This window comes from Pseudomonas sp. R11F (assembly GCF_050312575.1).
Classification (GTDB): domain Bacteria; phylum Pseudomonadota; class Gammaproteobacteria; order Pseudomonadales; family Pseudomonadaceae; genus Aquipseudomonas; species Aquipseudomonas palleroniana.
This window is the reverse complement of record NZ_JBNPJU010000077.1, coordinates 214,674-235,944: the sequence shown is the minus strand read 5'-3', so window position 1 is coordinate 235,944 and position 21,271 is coordinate 214,674. Positions and strand designations below refer to the sequence as shown.

1 protein-coding gene is annotated in these 21,271 nt (G+C 65.1%); it reads left to right on the top strand.

Translation table 11 applies throughout. The features are described from left to right. Window positions 1-112 precede the first annotated feature (112 nt). Window positions 113-21,271 carry a non-ribosomal peptide synthase/polyketide synthase gene (locus ACQRBV_RS25265; RefSeq protein ID WP_411984689.1) on the top strand — a complete coding sequence of 7,053 codons (21,159 nt, stop codon included), beginning with the start codon at window positions 113-115 and terminating at the stop codon, window positions 21,269-21,271.

Sequence of the window (21,271 nt, the reverse complement as noted above, 5' to 3'; positions counted from 1 at the left end):
ACAGCGTCGAGCCCATGCCGGGCCGCACGCTGCTGTTTGACGCCGGGTGCTCAGGTTGCAATTGAAACCGGACTTTCTCGTCACTGTTTTCGAATCTTAAGCAGGTCACACCATGCACTTCAGCGAATTGATGGCAGTTCTTTCGACTCACGCGATCCACCTGCAACGTGAAGAGGATGACCTCGTCATCCTGGGCGACGATGAGGGGCTCGACGATGGGTTGATCGACCACTTGCGCGGACACAAAGCGCAATTGCTGGAGTTGATCGCGCGCAATGGGGGGGACTGGTTGAGCCCGGCCTACCGCATTACGCCGCAGATGCTGCCGTTGACGACCCTGGACCAGGCGACCATTGACCGGATTGTCGACGCCGTGCCGGGCGGCCTGGCCAACGTCAAGGACATCTACCCGCTGGCGCCGCTGCAGGAAGGCATGTTGTACCACCATTTGACGGCGGAGCAGGGCGACCCCTATTTGCTGCAATCGCTGTATGCCTTCGACAGCCGTGCGCGGCTGGAGCACTTCACCCAGGCGTTGCAGTACGTGATCAAGCGCCACGACATCCTGCGCACCACGGTGGTCTGGGAAAGCCTCGATGAACCGATGCAAGTGGTACTGCGCAAGGCCACGTTGATCAGTGAAGAACTGCATCTGGACCCGCGCGACGGCGATGTGCTGGGCCAGTTGCGCAGCCGCTTCGATGCGCGTCACTACCGCCTGGATATCCGCCAGGCGCCGATGATGCGGGTGGCCTTCGCGCTGGACTCGCCGAACCAGCGCTGGGTGGCGGTGCTGTTGTTTCACCATATGGCCCTGGACCATACGGCAATGGAGGTGGTGCAGCACGAAATGCAAGCCTTCCTGCTGGGGCAGACCGAGCACCTGGGCGAGCCGGTACCGTATCGCAACTATGTGGCGCAGGCTCGCCTGGGCGTCAGTGAACAGCAGCATGAAGCGTTCTTTCGCGAGATGCTCAGTGACATCGATGAGCCTACGCTGCCGTTCGGTCTGCAGGACGTGCAGGGTGACGGTCATGGCATCGAAGAAAGCCATCGCATGCTGGATAACGCCTTGAGCCAACGGCTACGCGTGCAGGCCCGGCAGTTGGGGGTGAGTGCGGCCAGCGTGATGCACCTGGCACTGGCCCAGGTACTGGGTAAAGTCTCCGGCCGCCAGGAGGTGGTGTTCGGCACCGTATTGCTGGGCCGGATGCACGCGGGCGAGGGCTCTGACCGTGCCCTGGGGATGTTCATCAACACCCTGCCGCTGCGTGTGAGCGTGGGCGAGCAAAGCGTGCGCAGCGGCCTGAAACTGACCCACCAGCGGTTGACCGCATTGCTCCAGCATGAACACGCCTCGCTGGCCCTGGCTCAGCGTTGCAGCGCCGTGGCGACGCCGACGCCGCTGTTCAGTGCCATGCTCAACTACCGCCACAGTGCAACCGGCGGCAGTGCCGAGGCGCAGACGGCGTGGGCCGGCATCCAGGCGCTGGGCGCTGAAGAGCGTACCAACTACCCGCTGACCGTCAACCTCGACGACCTGGGTGAAGATTTTCATATCACGGTGCTTGCGGATGCCGGAATCGGCGCGGCGCGGATCGCGGATTATCTGCATGCCGCCCTGGAAAGCCAGGTGGCCGCGCTGGAACACACGCCGCAGGCGGCGTTGCAAACCCTGGGCATCCTGCCGACAGCCGAGCGCCAGCACTTGTTGCACCACTGGAACAGCGGCGATGGCGTATTTACCGACAGCGCCTTGATCCACCAGCAGGTCGAAGCCCGGGCAGCGGCCGAACCCGACGCTACGGCGGTGCTGTTTGAAGACCGGCGCCTGAGCTACGGCGACTTGAACCGCCGCGCCAACCAGGTGGCGCATCGCTTGCTGAGCCTGGGCGTGCGCCCGGATGACCGGGTGGCGATCTGCGTCGAGCGCGGGCTGGACATGATCATCGGCCTGCTCGGCATCCTCAAGGCCGGGGCCGGTTATGTGCCGATCGATCCGGCGTATCCTCAGGAACGTATCAGTTACACCCTGCAGGACAGCACGCCGGTAGCGGTGCTGGTGCAGCAGGCGACCCGTGCTCGGGTGGCCGAGGTGTCGGTGCCGGTGCTCGAACTGGACGGTGGCGATTGCCAGGCCGAATCCACCCGGAATCCTGATGTACCGGGCCTGACTTCGGCCCACCTGGCCTACGTGATCTACACCTCCGGTTCCACCGGTTTGCCCAAGGGTGTGATGATCGAACACCGCAACGTGGCGCGCCTGTTCAGCGCCACCGAGGGCTGGTTCCACTTCAATGAGCAAGACGTGTGGGCATTGTTCCACTCGTTTGCGTTTGACTTCTCGGTCTGGGAAATCTGGGGCGCGCTGATGCATGGCGGGCAGTTGCTGGTGGTGCCGCAATTGACCAGCCGTTCGCCGGACGCCTGTTATGCGTTGTTGTGCAGCGCTGGGGTGACCATCCTCAACCAGACGCCGAGTGCCTTCCGTTCGTTGATCGCGGCCCAGGGCCAGAGCGAACTCAAGCACTCCCTGCGCCAGGTGATCTTCGGCGGCGAGGCCCTGGAACCGGGGATTCTCAAGCCGTGGTACGCACGCCCAGGCAACGCCGGTACGCAACTGGTGAACATGTACGGCATCACTGAAACCACCGTGCATGTTACGTATCGTGCGCTCGAAGCGGCGGATGCGCAGTTGGTCGGCGTCAGTCCGATTGGCGGGCGCATTCCGGACTTGCAACTGTATGTGCTCGACGACCAGAACGAACCCGTGCCGGTGGGCGTGGTCGGCGAGTTGTACGTGGGTGGCGCAGGGGTTGCCCGTGGCTACTTGAACCGGCCGCAGTTGAATGCCGAGCGGTTCATTGCCGACCCGTTCAGCGGTCGTGCGCAGGCGCGCCTGTACAAGACCGGTGACCTGGCGCGTTGGCAGGCGGACGGCAGCCTTGACTACCTGGGGCGCAACGACGACCAGGTGAAGATCCGTGGTTTCCGTATCGAGCTGGGCGAGATCGAAGCCCGCCTGGCCGCCTGTGAAGGCGTGCGCGAAGCGGTGGTGATCGCCCGCGAAGATGAGCCGGGAGACAAGCGCCTGGTGGCCTATGTGATCGCCTCCGAGGGGGCCGATCCGTCGGCCGCCGAGCTGCGTGCGCAGTTGCTGGTGTCCCTGGCTGACTACATGGTGCCCGCTGCGTTTGTGCGGGTGGCGCAGTTCCCGTTGACCACCAACGGCAAGCTGGACCGCAAGGCGTTGCCGGCGCCGGATGCCGACGCCTTGGCGCGTCGCCAGTTCGAAGCCCCCGAGGGCGAGGTGGAAACCACGATTGCCGCGATCTGGCAGGATTTGCTCGGTGTTGAACACGTGGGCCGCCAGGATCACTTCTTCGAGTTGGGCGGCCATTCGCTGTTGGCGGTCAAGCTGATTGAGCGCATGCGCCAGGTCGGGCTGGGCGCCGATGTGCGCGTGCTGTTCGGCCAGCCGACGCTGGCCGCATTGGCGGCCGCCGTGGCCGATGCGAGCAAGGACGTGGTGGTGCCCGCCAATCGTGTCCCAGAAGGCTGCGCGCACATCACCCCGGAAATGCTGCCCCTGGCCACGCTGGATCAGGTCGCTATCGACCGCATCGTCGCAACCGTGCCGGGCGGCGCGTGTAACGTCCAGGAAATCTACAGCCTGGCGCCGCTGCAAGAGGGGATTTTGTACCACCACCTCGCGGCGGCCCAAGGCGATCCGTACCTGCAATACATCACCTTCAGCTTTGACAGCCGCGAGCGCCTGCAACGCTTTGCCGCGGCTCTGCAAGGCGTGATTTCGCGACATGACATCCTGCGCACCGCCGTGGTCTGGGAGCGCCTCGACGAGCCGGTACAGGTGGTCTGGCGCGAGGCGCAACTGGGGATGGATGAGATTCACCTGGACCCGGCCGCCGGGGATATCGCCACGCAATTGACCGAGTGCCTCAACCCGCGTCACCACCGCCTGGATATTCGCCAGGCGCCCATGATGCGCATCGGTTACAGCGAGGATGCGCCCAACCAGCGCTGGGTCGCGGTGTTGCTGCTGCACCATCTGGTGGATGACGCCACGTCGCTGCGTATGCTCATCTCGGAAATCGAAGCCCATACCCGTGGCGAAGAGGCCCTGCTGCCACCGTCGGTGCCGTACCGTCATTATGTGGCTCAGGCGCGCCAGGGCGTGAGTCGCGAAGAGCATGAGGCGTTCTTCAGCGAGATGCTCGGGGACATCGATGAACCGACCCTGCCTTTCGGTCTGCAGGACGTGCAGGGTGAGGGCCACGGTGTCGAAGAGGTCGTCCTGATGCTCGATGACCGCCTCAGCCAGCGCCTGCGCGCGCAGTCCCGCCAGTTGGGGGTGACGCCGGCCAGCCTGTATCACCTGGCGTGGGCACGGGTGCTGGGTGGTGTGTCGGGGCGCACGGATGTGGTGTTCGGCACCGTGTTGCTGGGGCGCTTGCAGGGCGGTGAAGGCTCAGACCGTGCCCTGGGGATGTTCATCAACACCTTGCCGCTGCGGGTCAGCCTCGCTGAAGCCGGCGTACGCGCCATGGTCAAGAGTACCCATGCGCGCCTGACCGGCTTGCTCGGTCATGAGCACGCCTCGCTGGTGCTTGCGCAACGCTGCAGCCAAGTGGCGGCGTCGACGCCGTTGTTCAGTTCGCTGCTCAACTATCGCCAGCTCGGCGGCGCGGACGTTTCGGCACAAGCGCAGACGGCCTGGGAAGGCATTGCCGTGGTCGACAGCAAGGAGCGCACCAACTACCCGCTGACCCTGTCGGTCAACGACATGGGAGAGGCGTTCAGCCTGTCGGTCATGGCCGACGGTTCGATTGGCGCGGGGCGAGTGTGCGGCTACATGCAATGCGTCCTGGAGAACCTGGTCCAAGCCCTGGAGCAGACCCCGCAGGCTTCGCTGCAAGGGTTGGCGATGTTGCCGGCGGGCGAGCGCGAACAATTGTTGCAACACTGGAACGCCACCGACAGCCTGTTCGCCGATACCGCATTGCTGCATCACCAGGCCGAGCTGCAGGCGGCTTTACGACCTGACGCTACGGCGGTGCTGTTTGAAGACCTGCGCCTGAGCTACGGCGACTTGAATCGCCGCGCCAACCAGGTGGCGCATCGCTTGTTGAGCCTGGGCGTGCGCCCGGATGATCGGGTGGCGATCTGCGTCGAGCGCGGGCTGGACATGATCATCGGCCTGCTCGGCATCCTCAAGGCCGGCGCCGGTTATGTGCCGATTGACCCTGCGTACCCGCAGGAACGCATCAGCTACACCCTGCAAGACAGCACACCGATGGCGGTGCTGGTGCAGCAGGCGACCCGTGCCCGGGTGGCCGAGGTGTCGGTGCCGGTTCTCGAACTGGACGGCGGCGATTGCCAGGGGGAGTCCACTCAGAATCCCCACGTCCCGGGCCTGACTTCGGCCAACCTGGCGTACGTGATCTACACCTCCGGCTCCACCGGCCTGCCCAAGGGGGTGATGGTCGAGCACCACAACGTGGCACGCCTGTTCAGCGCCACCGAGGGCTGGTTCAACTTCAACGATCAGGATGTCTGGGCACTGTTCCACTCGTTTGCGTTTGACTTTTCGGTCTGGGAAATCTGGGGCGCGCTCATCCACGGTGGGCAGTTGCTGGTGGTACCGCAGCTCACCAGCCGTTCGCCGGACGCCTGTTATGCACTGTTGTGCAGCGCCGGGGTGACCATCCTCAACCAGACGCCGAGTGCCTTCCGTTCGTTGATTGCGGCCCAGGGCCAGAGTGCGCTGAAGCATTCCCTGCGCCAGGTGATATTCGGTGGTGAGGCCCTGGAACCGGGGATTCTCAAGCCGTGGTACGCACGCCCAGGCAACGCCGGTACGCAACTGGTGAACATGTACGGCATCACCGAAACCACCGTGCATGTGACGTATCGCGCCCTTGAAGCGGCGGATGCGCAGCGGGTCGGCGTCAGCCCGATTGGCGGGCGCATTCCGGACTTGCAACTGTATATTCTCGACGACCAGCGCGAACCGGTGCCGGTCGGTGTCGTCGGCGAGTTGTACGTGGGGGGCGCGGGGGTTGCCCGTGGCTACTTGAACCGGCCGCAGTTGAATGCCGAACGGTTTATCGCCGACCCGTTCAGCGGTCGTGCGCAGGCGCGTCTGTACAAGACCGGTGACCTGGGACGCTGGCTGGCGGACGGCAGCATTGACTACCTGGGCCGCAACGACGACCAGGTGAAAATCCGTGGCTTCCGTATCGAGCTGGGCGAGATCGAAGCCCGCCTGGCCGCCTGTGAGGGCGTGCGCGAAGCCGTGGTGATTGCCCGTGAAGACGCCCCCGGTAACAAGCGCCTGGTGGCTTATGTGATCGCCGCCGAGGGCGCTGAGCCGTCGGCCGCCGAGCTGCGTACGCAGTTGCTGGTGTCCCTGGCCGATTACATGGTGCCCAGTGCGTTCGTCCTGCTTGAGCGCTTGCCGCTGACCACCAACGGCAAACTCGACCGCAAGGCCTTGCCGGCCCCCGATGGCGATGCCCTGGCCCGTCGCGAATACGAGTGCCCTGAAGGCGAGATGGAACTGACCCTTGCCGCGCTCTGGCAAGAGTTGCTCGATGTGGAGCGGGTGGGTCGCCACGACAACTTCTTTGAACTGGGTGGTCATTCGCTGCTGGCGGTCAAATTGATCGAACGCATGCGCCAGATGGACTTGAGCGCCGATGTGCGCGTGCTGTTCGGCCAGCCGACCCTGGCGGCGCTGGCGGCGGCGGTCGGCGGGCATCAGGCACTGGAGGTGCCGGCCAACCGCATTGAGCCGGACTGCCAGCGCATCACCCCGGACCTGTTGCCCCTGGCCGACCTAGACCAGGCCGCTATCGACCGCATCGTCGCGAGCGTGCCGGGCGGCGTGCGCAATGTGCAGGATATCTACGGCCTGGCGCCGCTGCAGGACGGCATGCTCTACCACCATCTGGCGGCGCCGCAAGGCGATGCCTACCTGCTGCATATGTTGTTCACCTTCACCGGGCCTGAGCCGGTGAACCTGTTCGCCAAAGCGCTGCAAAGCGTGATCGAGCGGCACGACATCCTGCGCAGCAGCATCGCCTGGGAAGGGCTCGAGGATCCGGTACAGGTGGTTTGGCGTCAGGCAACCCTGGGGCTGGAAGAGGTGGTGATCGACCCGGCGGACGGTGACGTGCTGACGCAGTTGCACGAGCAGTTCGACCCACGCCATTACCGTCTTGACCTGAGCCGTGCGCCGCTGATGCACCTGGCCTACGCGCAGGACAGCGCCCATCAGCGCTGGGTCGGCATCCTGTTGTTCCATCACATGGTGCTCGACCACACCGCGCTTGAGGTGCTGATCGAAGAAGTCCAGGCCAGCCTGAAAGGCCACACCGAAAACTTGGCGCCGTCGATTCCTTATCGCAACCATGTGGCGCAGTCGCGCCTGGGCGCGGATCGACAGGCCCACGAACGCTTTTTCGAAGGCATGCTCGGCGACATCGATGAACCGACCCTGGCCTTCGGCCTGCGCGATGTGCAGGGCGATGGCAGCGGTGTCGAAGAAGCCCACCTGATGCTCGACAGCCAACTGAGCGGGCGCTTGCGCGAGCAGGCGCGCTTGCTTGGCGTCAGCGCCGCCAGCCTGGTGCACCTGGCCTGGGGCCAGGTGTTGGCGCAGGTCGCGGGGCGTGACGATGTGGTCTTCGGCACGGTGTTGCTCGGCCGCCTGCAAGGCGGTGAAGGCGCCGGCCGTGCCTTGGGCCTGTTCATCAATACCTTGCCGCTGCGTGTGAGCATCGGCGGGCAGGGTGCCCGCGAGGCCGTGCGTGTCACGCATGAGCGGCTGTCGCAATTGCTCGCCCATGAACACGCGTCATTGTCCCTGGCCCAACAGTGCAGCGGCCTGCCGGCGACGCAGGCGCTGTTCAATACATTGCTCAACTACCGGCACAGCGCGCCGGTCGAGGCCTCTAGCGCGGATATCGCCGCGTGGGACGGTATCCAGGCGGTGAGCATGGAAGAGCGCACCAACTATCCGCTGGTGTTGAACGTCGATGATTTTGGCGCCGGCTTCCAGCTCAACGCCCAGGCGCTGGTGAAAATCGGTGCGCAACGGATTTGCGGCTTTATGCAGGTGGCCCTGGCACACCTGGTCAGCGCGTTGGAGCACACGCCACACCAGCCGTTGAGTCAGTTCTCGGTGCTGTCGGCCGCCGAACGGGATGCCGTGCTGGTTGACGTCAACGCCACTGCCGTCGATTACCCCGAGGCGCAGACTATCCACCGCCTGTTCGAGGCTCAGGTCGAATGCCAGCCGGATGCCACGGCCGTGCGCCAGGACGACCAGCACATCACTTATCGCCAGCTTAATCAGCGCGCCAATCAGTTGGCCCACCGCCTGCTCGAAGAGGGTGTGCGTCCGGATGACCGGGTGGCCATCTGCGCGCGCCGCAGCCTGGAAACCCTGGTCGGCCTGGTGGCGATCCTCAAGGCCGGTGCGGCGTATGTGCCGATCGATCCGGCGCACCCGCAGGAGCGCATCAACTACCTGTTGCAGGATTGCGACCCGGTGCTGGTGCTGGCGCAATCGAGCACGCGCTCGCTGCTGAGCCACACCGAACGGCCGGTGATCGAACTGGACAGCGACCAGTGGCACCGTCGTCCGACGCTCAACCCGAGCGTGGCGGGCCTGACGCCGGCGAACCTGGCTTATGTGATCTACACCTCCGGTTCCACCGGCTTGCCCAAGGGCGTGATGGTCGAGCACCGCACCCTGGAGAACCTGGTGCACTGGCATTGCCAGGCGTTCGACCTGCACGCGGGTGGGCACACTTCCAGTGTCGCCGGGTTCGGTTTCGATGCCATGGCCTGGGAAGTCTGGCCGGCCCTGTGTGTGGGGGCGACGTTGCACCTGCCACCCGCCAAGCAGGGCAGCGAAGACATCGACGCGCTGTTGCGCTGGTGGCTGGCGCAACCGCTGCACGTGAGCTTCCTGCCGACTCCGGTGGCGGAGTACGCGTTCAGTCAGCAGTTGCAACACCCGACCCTGAAAACCTTGCTGATCGGCGGCGACCGCCTGCGTCAGTTCAGCACGCCGCAGCGCTTCGATGTGGTCAACAATTATGGTCCGACCGAAGCCACGGTGGTCGCGACCTGCGGCCTGATTGAGGCCGGCAAGGCCCTGCACATTGGCAAACCCATCGCCAACACCCAGGTCTATCTGCTCGACGAGCACCTCAAACCGGTGCCGCAGGGTGTCGCCGGTGAGCTGTACGTCGGGGGGGCCGGTGTGGCGCGCGGTTACCTGAACCGTGCGGAACTGACCGCCGAACGCTTTGTGCAGGACCCGTTCAGCCAGGACCCGCAGGCTCGCCTGTATCGCACCGGCGACCTGGCGCGCTGGCTGGAAGACGGCACGCTGGACTACCTGGGGCGCAATGACGACCAGGTGAAGATCCGCGGTGTGCGGATTGAACTGGGTGAAATCGAAACCTGCCTGGCCGAGCACCCGGACGTCAGCGAAACCGTGGTGCTGGCCCGTGACGGGCGCCTGGTGGCGTATTTCACCGAACACCAGGCCCTTGACCGCCAGGCCCTGCGCAGTTGGTTGCAGGCGCAATTGCCGGAGTACATGGTGCCGGCGGCGTATGTGCGCCTGGACAGCCTGCCGCTGACCGCCAACGGCAAGCTCGACCGCAAGGCCCTGCCGGTTCCCGATCAGGATGCAGTGCTCAGTCGCGGTTACGAAGCGCCCCAGGGCGAAGTGGAAATTGCCCTGGCGCAGATCTGGAGCCAAGTGCTCAAGGTCGAGCAGGTCGGGCGTGAGGATCATTTCTTTGAGCTGGGCGGGCACTCGCTGCTGGCGATGCGCTTGATCTCCCAGGTGCGCCTGCACCTCGGGGTGGAGCTGGACCTCGCGGACCTGTTCGCCCATCCGCAACTGACCGCGCTGGCGCAGGTGGTGGCCAAGGCCGGGCGCAGCAGCCTGCCGCCGATTGTACCGGTGTCCCGAGAAGAGTCCTTGCCGCTGTCCTTTGCCCAGCAGCGCCTGTGGTTCCTGGCGCAAATGGAGAATGCCGGGGCGGCTTACAACATGCCGGTCGGCCTGGGCCTGCGCGGCGCGCTGGATATCCTGGCGCTGGAGCGTGCACTGGCGCGGATTGTCAGTCGCCATGAGGTGCTGCGCAGTGTCTTCGTGATGGATAACGATGAGCCGCAACTGCGGATCACACCTGTCGAAGGTTCATTTGTACTGGAGCAGGATGACCTGCGCGGGCAGGCCGATGCCGCGCAGCGCTTGCAGGTGTTGACCGAATATGAAGCGTCGACACCGTTCGACCTGGTCAACGGGCCGCTGCTGCGCGCACGCCTGGTACGCATGGGCGACGAGCACTCGGTGTTGTTGCTGACCCTGCACCACATTGCCTCTGACGGCTGGTCGATGGGCGTGCTGAGCCGCGAAATGGTGCTGTTGTATGGCGCCTTCAGCCAGGGCCTCGCCGATCCATTGCCACCGCTGACGCTGCAATATGCCGACTTCGCCGTCTGGCAACGCCGCTGGTTGAGTGGCGAGGTGTTGCACAGGCAGAACCTGTATTGGCAGCAAACCCTGGCCGGCGCGCCGGCCATACTGACCCTGCCGACCGACCGGCCACGCCCGGCGCAACAGGATTTCTCCGGCGCGGTGCTGGCGTTGCAACTGGATAAGGCACTGACTCAGGGCCTCAAGGACCTGAGTCAACGACATGGCACCTCGTTGTACATGAGCCTGCTGGCGGCATGGGGTGTCTTGTTGGCGCGTTTGTCCGGGCAGGATGAAGTGGTGATCGGCTCGCCGGTGGCCAACCGCAACCAGCTGGAGCTGGAAGGTCTGATCGGCCTGTTCGTCAACACGCTGGCGCTGCGCATCGATACCTCGGGCGAACCGACGGTGCAAACCCTGCTGGCGCGGGTCAAGGCCCGGACGCTGGGTGCGCAGGCGCATCAGGACCTGCCGTTCGAACAAGTGGTCGACATCGTCAAACCGGTGCGCAGCATGGCCTACAGCCCGGTGTTCCAGGCCATGTTGACCTGGCAGGGCAGTGAAGGCGGCGGCGCACCGGTCGTCGGCGACTTGATCATGGAGGACGGCGGCCAAGTCAATACATCGGCGAAGTTTGATCTGTCCCTGGAGTTAAGCGAAGCCCAGGGCCATATCATCGGCTCTTTGAGCTATGCCACGGCGCTGTTCGACGAAGCGACCCTCAAGCGTCACCTGGGCTACTTCGAGCGCCTGCTGCACGCGATGGTTGCCGACGATCAAGGCGTACTGGCCCGCGTGCCCCTGCTGGATGAGCAGGAGCGCCAGCAGCAGTTGGCCGGCCTCAGTGGCCTGCACACGCCGCTCCACCCCGGCACCGTACACAGCCTGTTTGAAGCCCAGGCCATGCGCACCCCCGATGCGTTGGCGGTGCAGACGGCGGCTGTGACGCTGACTTACCGTCAGCTTAACGAGCAGGCCAACCAGTTGGCCCATCACCTGCGTGAGCTCGGCGTGGTGCCGGATGCCCGCGTGGCGATTTGCGTGGAGCGCAGCGCCGAGCTGATCGTCGGGTTGCTGGCGATTCTCAAGGCCGGGGGCGCCTATGTGCCGATCGACCCGAACTACCCGCTCGAACGCATTCATTACATGCTCAAGGACAGCGCCCCGGCGGCGTTACTGGTGCACGCTGCGACCGCGCAACTGGCCGCTGCGGGCGGCCTGCCCGTGGTCGACCTCGATCGTGAGGACTGGCGCGGGCAAGCGCTGGACAACCCACAGGTGCCCGGGCTGAGCGCGAAACACCTGACCTATGTGATCTATACCTCGGGCTCCACCGGGCAGCCAAAAGGCGTGATGGTCGAACACCAGGGCGTGGTCAACATGCTCCACTGGTACCTCGAAGACGTCGGGCTGGACGCCGACGACGCGGTGTTGTTGCTGACCTCGCACAGCTTCGACCTGACCCAGAAAAATATCTTCGCCAGCCTGGCCGTCGGCGCCACCTTGCACCTGGCCGACAGCCCGTTTGATCCTGCGAGCATCGTGCGCCAGATCGACGCGCAGGCGATCACCCATATCAACCTGGCCCCGAGTGCGTTCTATACGTTGATCGACGCCGATCAACAGCACGTCTTGAGCCGCCTGCGCCGGATGGTGCTCGGCGGTGAGCCGATCAAACTGTCGCAGTTGGAGAAACTACGGGCGCCGCGTCCGCAATTCATCAACAGCTATGGCCCGACCGAGTGCAGCGACGTGGTCGCCTGGCACGGCATCAATGCGGATCTTGCCAGCTATGGAGCAGGGGATATTCCGCTCGGCCAGCCGTTGCGCAACCTGACGCTCTACGTGCTGGACGCCTACGGGCAACAGGTCCCTACCGGCAGCGTCGGCGAGTTGTACATCGGTGGCGCGGGCGTGGCACGCGGTTACCTCAATCGCGAGGACCTGACGGCCGAACGTTTCCTCGACGACCCGTTCACCGCCCAAGGACGCATGTACCGCACGGGCGACCTGGCGCGTTACCGCGCGGACGGCACCCTCGACTACCTCGGACGTAATGATGACCAGGTCAAGATTCGCGGCCTGCGCATTGAACTGGGTGAAATCGAAGCCTTGCTAGCCGCCCATCCCGCGGTGCTTGAAGCAGCCGTACTGGTGCGCGACGAGCGCCTGGTGGCCTACTTCACCGCGCACGTGGCGGGGCAGGCGCCTCAGATCGAGGACCTGCGGACCTACCTGCAAAACGAACTGCCGGACTACATGGTGCCGTCGGCCTATGTTCAGTTGCCGGCACTGCCGTTGAGCCCCAACGGCAAGCTGGATCGCAAGGCGCTGCCGGCACCGGGGCTCGATGCGGTGGTCAGTGGGGTGTATGAAGCGCCCGAGGGCGAAATTGAAACGACGCTGGCGCAGATCTGGCAGGACCTGCTGGGGCTAGAACAGGTCGGTCGCCAGGGGCATTTCTTTGAGTTGGGCGGGCACTCGCTGCTGGCAATGCGCCTGATTTCCCAAGTGCGTCAGCGCCTGGGGGTGGAGTTGGCCCTGGCCGAGTTGTTTGCCCACCCGCAGTTGGCGGCGTTGGGTCAAGTGCTGGCCCAGGCGGCACGCAGCACCTTGCCGGCGATCTTGCCGGTGCCACGTGACCAGGATTTACCGCTGTCGTTTGCCCAGCAACGCTTGTGGTTCCTGGCGCAGATGGAAGGCGCCAGCACCGCCTACAACATGCCGATTGCCCTGGGGCTGCGCGGTCAGCTGGATGCCCAGGCGCTGGAGCGCGCACTGACAGCTATCGTGGCGCGCCATGAGGCGCTGCGTAGCCGGTTCGTGCAGCACAACCATGAGCCGCTGGTGCGTATCGAGCCGGCCGAGCGGGCGTTCGCGCTGCTGCGCCTGGAAGTGGACAGCGATGCCGATCTGCAGGTGCACGTCAGCCAAGAGGCGCTTGAACCCTTCGATCTGGAGCAGGGGCCGTTGATTCGTGCGCGCCTGGTGCGGCGCGCCGACGATCACCATGTGCTGTTGTTGACCATGCACCACATCGTTTCCGATGGTTGGTCGATGGGCGTACTGACCCGTGAGTTGATGGCGCTGTATGAAGCGTTCCGTCTGGGGCAGGCCGACCCGCTGCCGCCGCTGGCCCTGCAATACGGCGATTTCGCCGTGTGGCAACGGCGTTGGCTGAGTGGCGAGGTGTTGCAGCAACAGAGCCAATACTGGCAGCAGGCGTTGGCGGATGCGCCCGCCTTGCTGTTGTTGCCCACCGACCGCCCACGGCCGGCCCGGCAGGACTACAGCGGTGCGACCTTGAGCCTGTTGCTCGATGTCAACCTGACCGCCGGGCTCAAGGCCCTGAGTCAGCGTCATGGCACCACGCTGTACATGACCATGATGGCCGCGTGGGGCGCGTTGCTTTGCCGCCTGTCCGGCCAGGATGAGGTGGTGATCGGCTCGCCGGCGGCCAACCGCATGCGTGCAGAAGTCGAAGGGCTGATCGGTCTGTTCGTCAACACCCTGGCGGTGCGCATAGGGGCCGGCGAAGACCTGACCGTCGCTGCGTTGCTGGCCCATGCCAAGGACCGCACCCTGGCGGCGCAGGCCCATCAGGACTTGCCGTTCGAACAAGTGGTGGAAGTGCTCAAGCCGGCGCGCAGCCTGGCCCACAGCCCGGTGTTCCAGACCTTGCTGACCTGGCAGAGCAGTGATGCGCCGAGCCTGGTAATGGGCGATCTGCAGTTCGAAGGGCTCGGCGAGGCCGGCAACTTTGCCAAGTTCGACCTGTCCCTGGACCTCGGCGAAATGCAGGGACACATCGCCGGGACCCTGGAGTACGCCACGGCGCTGTTCGACGAGTCCACCCTGCAACGTTACCTGGGGTATTTCGAGTGCCTGCTGCAGGCCATGGTTGCCGACGACCAGGCGGTGCTGGCGCACATTTCCTTGATCGATGAAGACGAGCGCGACTACCTGTTGCACGGCCTCAACGACACCCACGTGGCTTATGCGCAGGACAGCACCATTCACCAACTGTTCGAAGCCCAGGTCGAGGCGCATCCGGATGCGATTGCCGTGGCGTTCGAACAGCAGCGCATCAGTTATGCGCAGTTGAACCGCCGGGCCAATCGCCTGGCGCACCACTTGATCGGCCTGGGCATCGGCCCGGATGACCGCGTGGCGATCTGCGCCGAACGCGGTGATGAAGTATTGGTGGGCTTGCTCGGGGTGCTCAAGGCCGGCGGCGCGTATGTGCCGCTGGACCCCAATTACCCGCCGGAGCGCCTGGCCTACATGATCGCCGACAGCGCACCGTCGGCCGTGCTGACCCAGCGCGCATTGCAGGACCGGCTGCCGCCCCTGGCGATTGCGCAGGTGTTGCTGGACGAGCCACGCAGCGGCCCCGAGCACAACCCGCAGGTGCCGGGGCTCACGGCCCGTCATCTGGCGTATGTGATCTATACATCGGGTTCCACCGGCAATCCCAAGGGCGTGATGATCGAACATCGCGGGCTGGTCAACTACAGCCTGGACGCCGCACGCCTGTTCGGCCTGACCGCGCAGGACACGGTGTTGCAGCAGAACACCCTGAACTTCGACCTGTCGGTGGAGGAAATCTTCCCAGCCTGGCTGGCCGGCGCGACCCTGGCGCCAAGCCGTTATGTGTTTGGCACCGAGGCCGCACGCGACCCGGCGATCACGCCGACCTTCCTGCACTTGACGGCGGCGCACTGGCACACCCTGGCCGCCGAATGGCACCACAGCCCGGAGCAGGCGCAGGCGCATTTGCGCCATGTACGGTTGATCAACGTGACCGGTGATGCACTGTCGGCGCAGAAGTTGAAGCTGTGGGACGAGGTCCGCCCGGCCCATACCCGGCTGATCAACACGTATGGCCCGACGGAAGCGACGGTGTCCTGCACCACCGCTTATGTGACCCACACGGGCGACACCACGGGTAATACCACCATCGGTAAACCGATGGCCAACACCCGCATCTACCTGCTCGATAGCCAGCAGAAACCGGTACCGTTCGGGGTGGCTGGAGAGATCTTCATCGGCGGTGACGGTGTGGCACGGGGGTATCTGAACCTCGACCAGATCAGTGCCGAGCGCTTCCTCGCCGACCCGTTCAACGACGCCCCGGGGGCGCGGATGTACAAGACCGGCGACCTGGCGCGCTACCAGGCGGATGGTTCCCTCGAGTACCTGGGCCGCAACGACTTCCAGGTCAAGGTACGCGGGTTCCGGATTGAGCTGGGCGAGATCGAATCGCGCCTCGGCAACTGTGCCGGGGTCAAGGAAGCGGCGGTGATCGCCCGCGAAGACCGTCCTGGCGAGAAGCGCCTGGTGGCCTACGTGGTGCCGCACGCCGGGGTCAGCTTGACGGCGGCCGGTTTGCGCAGCTACCTGGCGCCGTTGCTGGCCGAATACATGATCCCGTCGGCGTTCGTGAGCCTCGACGCGTTGCCGCTCACCCCCAACCGCAAACTGGACCGCAAGGCCTTGCCGGCGCCGGATCAGTCGGCGGTGGCCAGCCGCGATTACCAGGCTCCCGAGGGGCGCATTGAACGCAGCCTGGCGCTGATCTGGGCACAGGTGCTGCAACTGGAGCAGGTCGGTCGGCATGACAACTTCTTCGAGCTGGGCGGCCATTCGCTGCTGGCGGTCAAGCTGGTCGAGCGCATGCGCCAGGACGACCTGCGGGTCGACGTCGGTGCCTTGTTTACCCACCCGACCCTGGCCGGCCTGGCCAAGGTCGTGGGCAGCCGCCGTGCGCTGGAGGTGCCGGCCAACGGCATCACTGCCGAGTGCCAACGCATTACGCCGTCGATGCTGCCGCTGGCCAGTCTCAATCAGGACGAAATCGACAGCCTTGTCGCCGGCGTGCCGGGCCAATTGGCCAACGTGCAAGATATCTACGGCATAACGCCGTTGCAGGAAGGCATCCTTTATCACCACTTGCTGGCCGATGAGGGCGACCTGTACCTGGAACAGGCCTCGTTCCATTTCGACAGCCGCGAGCGTCTCGAGGCATTTGCCCAGGCCTTGCAGGGCGTGATTGAGCGCAACGATATCTTGCGTTCCACGATGCGTTGGGAAGGCTTGAGCGAGCCGGTACAGGTGGTGTTGCGTCATGTGCCGTTCGCGCTGGAAGAGATCAGCCTGGAAGGCGAGGAAGAGGCCGGTGCGCAACTGCGTGAGCGTTTCAACCCGCAGCATTTCCGCATGGACCTGCGTGATGCACCGTTGATGCGCCTGGTGTGCGCCTACGATCGGTCGCAACAACGCTGGGCCGCGTTGCTGATGTTCCATCACATGCTGTTCGATCACGTCGCCATGGACCTCCTGCAATACGAGTTGCAGGCCTTCCTTGCGGGTGAGGAAGCCCGCCTGAGTGCAGCGGTGCCGTATCGCAACTATGTGGCCCAGGCGCGCCTGGGGATGACCGAACAGGAGCATGAAGCGTTCTTCGGCGCGATGCTGGCCGATATTGATGAACCGACCCTGCCGTTCGGCCTGCATACGGTGCAAGCCGGTGGCACGCTGGAACTGGCACGACTGCCTGTGGAAGAGGGCCTTGGCCAGCGCCTGCGCAGCGCTGCCCGGCAACTGGGGGTGAGTGCCGCAAGCCTGATGCATGTGGCTTGGGCTCAGGTGCTGGCGCATGTCTGCGGCCAGGATGATGTGGTGTTCGGCACCGTGCTGATGGGCGGCATGCAGGGCGGTGAACGCGCCCTGGGGCTGTTTATCAATACCTTGCCGTTGCGCATCAGCGTTGGGGCCGAAGGTGCACAGGCCGGGGTCAAGGCCACGCATGCACGCCTGAGCACGTTGCTGAGCCATGAGCATGCCTCCCTGGCGTTGGCGCAGCGTTGCAGCGGCGTGGCCGCGCCGGCACCGCTGTTCAGTGCTTTGCTCAACTACCGTCACAGCGCGGCCAATGCCTCCAGTGAGGACATGGCTGTATGGAGCGGTATCCAGGCCCTGGGCGGTGAAGAACGCAGCAACTACCCGCTGTCGCTGGACATCGATGACTTCGGCCAGGCGTTTGCGCTGACCGTCCAGGTCAGCCCGGACGTCGGTGCGCAGCGTGTGTGTGCGTACATGCACGCTGCGCTGGACAGCCTGGTGGACGCCCTGGAGCGCACGCCGCAGGCGTCGCTGAGCAGCCTGGAAGTGCTGCCGCTGAGCGAGCGCCGCCAAGTGTTGCTGGACTTCAACCAGACCCGCACCAGTGATCCGCAGGACCAACTGATCCATGAGCTGTTCGAGCAGCAGGTGCTGCGTAACCCCGACGCGGTTGCGCTGGAGTTCGATGGCCAGTCGCTGAGCTACGCCGAGCTCAATGCCCAGGCCAACCAGTTGGCCCATTATTTGATCGCTCTTGGTGTGCAGCCTGATGACCGCGTGGCCATCGCCCTGGAGCGCGGTACGCAGATGATCGTGGCATTGCTCGCGAGCCTGAAGGCCGGCGCCGCGTATGTGCCGCTCGACCCGGCCTACCCGGCGCAGCGCCTGGCGTTCATGCTGGCCGACAGCGCACCGCGTGTGTTGCTCAGCGAGTACGCGGTGCTGCCGTTGCTCGGTGCGCTACCGGAAGGCTTGCAGGTGGTGACCTTGAATAGTGCGCTGCAACCGTGGCGTGAGTTGAGCGAGCACAACCCGTCGGCAACTGAGCTGGGGCTAGGCGGCGAACATCTGGCCTACGTGCTCTACACCTCCGGGTCCACGGGGACGCCCAAAGGCGTGATGATCGAGCATGCCGGGTTGTGCAACGAGATCCGCGCAATCAGCGGCTTGACCGGCCTGACGGCGGGCGATCGTGCGCTGCAATTTGCGACCATCAGCTTCGATGCGTCCATCGAGGAGATTTTCGCCGCGCTGACCTGTGGTGCGGCCCTGGTGGTGCGCAGTGCCGCCTGGTTGACCGATGCCGCTCAATTCTGGGCACTGGCGGCGCAGGCGCGCTTGTCGGTGATCAGCCTGCCGACGCGCTTCTGGCAGGGCCTGGCGGACGATCATGCGAGTGTCATTCCGGCCTCGGTACGGGTGATCGTGGTCGGTGGTGAAGAACTGAGCCCAGAAGCGGTGCAGCACTGGTTCCTGCGCAGTGGGCACACGCCACGTTTGCTCAATACCTACGGCCCGACTGAAGCCACGATTATCGCCACCGCCAACGAGGTGTGCGCGGCCAACCCGCATCCGCGCGCAATCGGGCGCCCGATTGCCAACACCCGGGTGTATGTGTTGGATGCCCATGGGCATCCGACCGGGTTGGGCGTGGCCGGCGAGATTCATATCGCCGGTGCCGGTATCGCCCGGGGTTATCTCAACCAGCCGCAACTGAGCAGCGAGCGCTTCCTGGCCGACCCGTTCAGCGAGGTGCCGGGGCGCCTGTATAAAACCGGCGACCTGGGCCGCTGGCTGCCGGACGGCACCCTGGAGTACCTGGGCCGTAACGACGACCAAGTGAAAATCCGCGGCTTCCGCATCGAGCTGGGTGAAGTCGAGAGCGCGCTGCTGGCCTGTGAAGGGGTGCGCGCGGCGGTGGTCATGGCGCGTGACGACAGCGAAGGGCAGGTCAGCGGCAAACAGCTGGTCGCCTACCTGTGCGGTACGCCGGGTTCGGTCGAGCAGTTGCGCGAAGAGCTGCTGACCCACCTGCCGCAGTACATGCTGCCCAGTGCCTATGTACAACTGGACAGCCTGCCGGTGACGCCGAACGGCAAGCTGGACCGCAAGGCCCTGCCTGCCCCTGAGCAGGTGATGCTCAGCCGCGACTACGAGGCACCGGCCGATGCGCTGGAAGAACGCCTGGCGGCCCAATGGGCGTTGGCGTTGAAACTGCCACGGGTTGGGCGTCACGACAGTTTCTTTGAAATGGGTGGGCATTCCCTGCTGGCTATCCGTCTGGTCAGCCTGTTGGCTCAGGTCGAGGTCCAGGTGACGCTGGCGGAGTTGTTCCAGCATGCCAGCGTCGCGTCGATGGCTGCGCTGTTGCGCTTGCGCACCGAGGTACCAGTGGCGGAGCACGGGCTTGTCACCGTGCGTGCCGAGGGGACGCAGGCACCGTTGTTCCTGGTGCATGAGTTCAGTGGCTTGAACGTGTATTTCCCGGCGCTGGGCCAGCACCTGGATGCCGATATTCCGGTGTACGGGCTCGAGGGCGTGGCCTGGGGCGAGCCGCAATTGCGCACCCTGGAATGCCTGGCGGCGCGGCATATCGACTTGATGCGCAGGGTTCAGCCGCACGGCCCGTACCGCCTGGCCGGCTGGTCGTTCGGTGGGGTATTGGCGTACGAAATCGCCGCGCAGTTGATCGGTATGGATGAGGAGGTCGCGTTCCTCGGCCTGCTCGATACCCACGTGCCGCGCCTGGTGGATCAGGGCAGGGCACGCTGGTCGGTGGCCCATGCCCACCAGTTGCACCTGCTGGAACAATGCCGCGCCTACTGCCAGGCCCAGGTGCCGGTGGACGGTCACGCACTGGCGAGCCTGGAGCAACTGGAGTCCGAAGCCGAGCACATGGCCTTTGATCAGCTGTGGCAGCGCGTCCGTGACGCCGGTTGGCTGCAGCCGCAACTGGCGGCGCTGTCGCGTGAAGCGCTGTGGGCCTACCTGGACCGTGAGGTTGCCCACGGCCATGCGCAGGCGCATTACAGCCTGTTCCCGTTGAACATCCCGGTGCATCTGTTTACCGCCGAACAGCGCATGGACGAGGCCTCGCGCAGCAGCGAAAGCCTGGGCTGGGAGCAGATCGTGCCGGCCGCGTTGCTGCACCGCATCGATGTGCCGGGCGATCACCAGAGCATGATGCAGGCGCCGCATATCGCGGCATTGGGCAAGGCCATCGGTGCGGCGCTGAACGCTACACCGCCGGCGCCGACGCAGGCGGGGTATCAGCCGGTGTTGACGATCCAGAGCGGGCAGGCGGGGCGAGCACCGATCTTCTGTATCCCAGGCGCCGGCGACAGTGTCACCGGGTTTATCGGCCTGACCGACGCGTTCGGACCGGCCTGGCCGATCCATGGCCTGCAGCCTCGTGGGCTGGACGCCAAGGCGGTGCCGCATAGCCGCGTGGAATCGGCGGCGCGCGCCTATCTGGTGGCGCTGGAGCAGCACTGCCCAAGCGGGCCGGTGCACCTGCTCGGGCATTCCTTCGGCGGCTGGGTGGCGTTCGAGATGGCTCTGCGCCTGCAGGCCCAGGGGCGTGAAGTGCTGTCCTTGAGCCTGATCGACAGTGAGGCCCCTGGCGGCACGGGTACGGCGGGCCAGCCCTACACGGCGACCGGCGTATTGCAGCGCTTGATTGAAACCATGCAACTGGCGGCCGGCAAGCCTTTCGGGATTGATCCGCAGGTGTTTGCCGGCCTGGATGAAGCCGCCCAGTGGGTCGCGTTGCACCGTGCCATGGTGCAGGTCGGCATGCTTTCCGCGCGTTCGACGCCTGACGTGATGTTCGGGCCGGCACGTGCTTTCGGTGCCGCGCTGCGCACGATTTACCAGCCACGCCAGCGCTACAACGGCCAGGTCCGCCTGGTGCTGGCCGATGATCCGAGCCTGGATGCACAGGGCAATCAGCGTGAGCAGGCCGGCATGATCGAGGGCTGGAGCCGGTTCACCGATCACCTGGAAACCTGGTACGGCCCAGGTAACCATTTCACCCTGCTCAAGGCGCCGCATGTCTACAGCCTGGCGTCCTGGTGGCACGACGGGCTGGTCGCACCGGTCGGCAAGGTGACCTCATGA